This is a genomic window from Anaeromyxobacter sp. PSR-1 (genome assembly GCF_000964525.1).
Lineage (GTDB): Bacteria > Myxococcota > Myxococcia > Myxococcales > Anaeromyxobacteraceae > Anaeromyxobacter.
Genome location: NZ_BAZG01000312.1, coordinates 1 through 2,637, shown reverse-complemented (window position 1 = coordinate 2,637; position 2,637 = coordinate 1). Strand labels below are relative to the sequence as shown.

The 2,637-nt window shown below is 77.0% G+C and carries 2 protein-coding genes and 1 pseudogene; all 3 read left to right on the top strand.

The genetic code is table 11. From position 1 onward, the window contains the following. Positions 1-281: 281 nt before the first annotated feature. Positions 282-1,088, top strand: a complete 807-nt coding sequence (locus PSR1_RS22830; protein WP_059439591.1) for a metallophosphoesterase — start codon at positions 282-284, stop codon at positions 1,086-1,088. A gap of 4 nt (positions 1,089-1,092) precedes the next feature. After that, entirely contained in the window at positions 1,093-1,995 is a 903-nt protein-coding gene (locus PSR1_RS22825; protein ID WP_059439590.1) for a hypothetical protein, read from the top strand. A 3-nt stretch (positions 1,996-1,998) separates the two neighbouring features. Further along, a pseudogene (locus tag PSR1_RS22820) lies at positions 1,999-2,637 on the top strand (hypothetical protein); the annotation flags it as partial.

Here is a 2,637-nt window from a genome sequence, read left to right as displayed (position 1 = left end):
GGCGGGCGCGGCGGCGCTGGCACGTGCGGCGCTCGGCCCCGAGGGTGCGCGGGTGGAGGAGGAGACCGCACCCGGGCGCGGACGCGTGCTTCGCCTCGTGCTTCCGCTCGCAGCGCCGCCGGCGGCCCCCGCGCACGCTCCCACCGCGGGTGCGACCGGCCCGAGCTTCGTTTGACGCACGCTGGAGGGGTCGATAGCATCCACCGCGCGTTCCGTCCGGTTCCGCGCACCCCCTCCCAGGAGCCCGCATCCTCCGCCTCGGTCACATCAGCGACCTGCACGTGGCCGACCGCGGCCGGTACCCGCGGAACGGTTTCACGGCCCGCGACTGCGAGCGCCACTCGGCGCGCCTGGCCAAGGGGCTGCTCGACGCGCTGCGGGAGATCGGGGTGGACCACCTGGTGGTCACCGGCGACCTCACGTTCTCGGGCGAGCCGCGCGAGTTCGAGCGCGCCGCCGAGCTGCTCCGGCCGTTCGCCGAGGCGGGCAAGCTCACGGTGGTGCCGGGCAACCACGACGTCTGGACCGAGGAGGCGGTGGAGACGGGCCGCTTCCTGCGCGCGCTCGGCCCGGACGGCAAGGGCATGAAGAAGGCCGCGCCGTCCTATCCGCACGTGGTCCCGCTCGGCGACGAGGCGGTGCTGATCGCGCTCGACAGCGCGCGCTACGGCGACGACCCCTGGACCACCCCCGGCCGGCTGGGCGGCGAGCAGCTCCGCGCCGCGCGCGAGCTGGCGCGCGAGCACGCGCGGCTGGGCCGGGCGGTGCTGCTCGCGTTCCACCACCACGTGGTGCTCCCGCCCGAGCGCGTGCCGTCCGACGCGCACGTCTGCCGCATGCCGCTCGCCGACGCGGACCAGGTGGTCCGGCTGGTGGCGGAGGTCCCCGTCGCGGCGGTGCTGCACGGGCACCGCCACACCGCGTTCCGGGTGGACCTGCCCGGCGCGGCCGGGCCGACGCCGGTGCTCTGTGCGGGCTCGGCGTCGCGGACCGCCGACGAGCCGGTCCGGAGGGCCCGCGCCTACCTGTACGAGGTCGATCGCACCGGGGTCCGCAGCGTCGAGGCCCTGGTCGCCGGCACGGAGTGAACCCATGAAGAAGCTGCTCATCGTCGTGCTGCCGCTCGGGCTCGCGATCCTCGGGGGCGCCTCGGTCCTGTCCGGCCAGCGCACCGCGCAGGCCACCGCCGAGTCGCGCCTGGAGCGCGCGCGCCTCAAGCGCGAGTTCGCCGAGCGCGCCGCGCTGGCGCGCGCCCTGCCGCCGGAGCGCGCGGCGCAGTGGTCCGACGAGGCCACCTCGCTGCTGGGCTGGTACTCCGAGGGCCTGAAGGAGATCCGGGCCCGCTTCCCCGGCGTGGAGGCCGCGCCGACGGCGCTCGCCGCCGCCGAGGCGGAGCGCAAGGGCAAGCTGGCGGACAAGGACCGCGCCGCCATCGAGGACTTCCAGAAGTACGCCGACGGGCGCGCCGCGCTCCTGAAGGCCCGCTGGGCGCCGGTGCAGTCGGTGCAGGCGAACGGCCTGCGCCTCGATCTCGTCGCCATCGAGCCGGGCGCGTCGCCCGGCGGCGGCCCGGGGCTGCGCATCGACTTCGCGCTGTGGGGCGCGCCGCGGCTGGTGGACCGGGAGAAGACCGGCGACCGCACCGTCACCCGGGTCATCTCGCCGGTGTCCTTCGACAAGATCGGCTTCCGCTTCCTCGACGCGGCCGGCAAGCCCTACGGCGAGATGAGCGGCCCCGGCGAGCCGTACCAGAAGCTGGTGGACGCCGAGCGCTTCGTGGAGGACTTCCCGCCGGGCGTGATGTTCGGCACCTGGTGGGTGGAGCTGCTGCCGCGCGAGGCGGCCACGGTGGAGCTCGACCTCGGCGTGAACGTGCGCGGCGCGGGCGGCTCGTCGGTCCCGGCCGCCTTCCACGTCTCCATGCCGGTCGCCGAGCCCTGGAAGATCCCGCCCGGCGCGGTGTACCAGGCCGAGGTCCGCGAGGCGGCGCAGTAGCCCGTGGCCTCCCCGAAGGCGAAGCCGGCGAGGCCGGCGAAGCCCGCCGCGGCCGAGGCCGCGAAGCCGAGGAAGCCCGGGAAGGCGAAGCCGACGGCCGCCGCGGCCGGAGAGGGCGCCGCGAAGGCGAAGGCGCCGCGGCGCGCCGCGCGCGCGCGCCCGGCTGCGCCGCCCCCGCCGCCGCTCCCGGATCCGTCCGGCGACGCGCCGCTGCACGAGCTGTCGCGCGACGGCCTGTCGGTCCTGCTCTACGTGGCGCTCCTCCCCGACGAGACGCGCGCGCTCGTGAAGGAGCTCGGGCTGAGCGTGCCCGGGTTCCGCACCGACGCGCTCTCCGACGTGGAGCGCTGCGACGTGCTCGCGGACGAGATCCGCGCCGCGCCGGCCACGCGGGCGCGCGTGCTCGACGTGCTCCGGAAGGAGTTCGGCGGGATGCCGCTGCCGGTGACGCCGCTCGAGCCGCGCGACGCGGACGACCTGCTCGCGGTGGGCAGCTCGGACCACGGCCTCCCGCTCGCGCTCTGGCGCGTGCTGGCCGACCCGGCGCCGGCGGTGCGCGAGCGCGCGCTCCCGGTGCTGGAGCAGCTCGCGAAGGAGTACTACGGGCCGGCGCCGGAGGGCGCGGCGCCGCGGGGCACGGAG

Coding starts and splice junctions, on each gene's coding strand:
- PSR1_RS22825 (WP_059439590.1), top strand. CDS start 1,093: ATGAAGAAGCTGCTCATCGTCGTGCTGCCGCTCGGGCTCGCGATCCTC.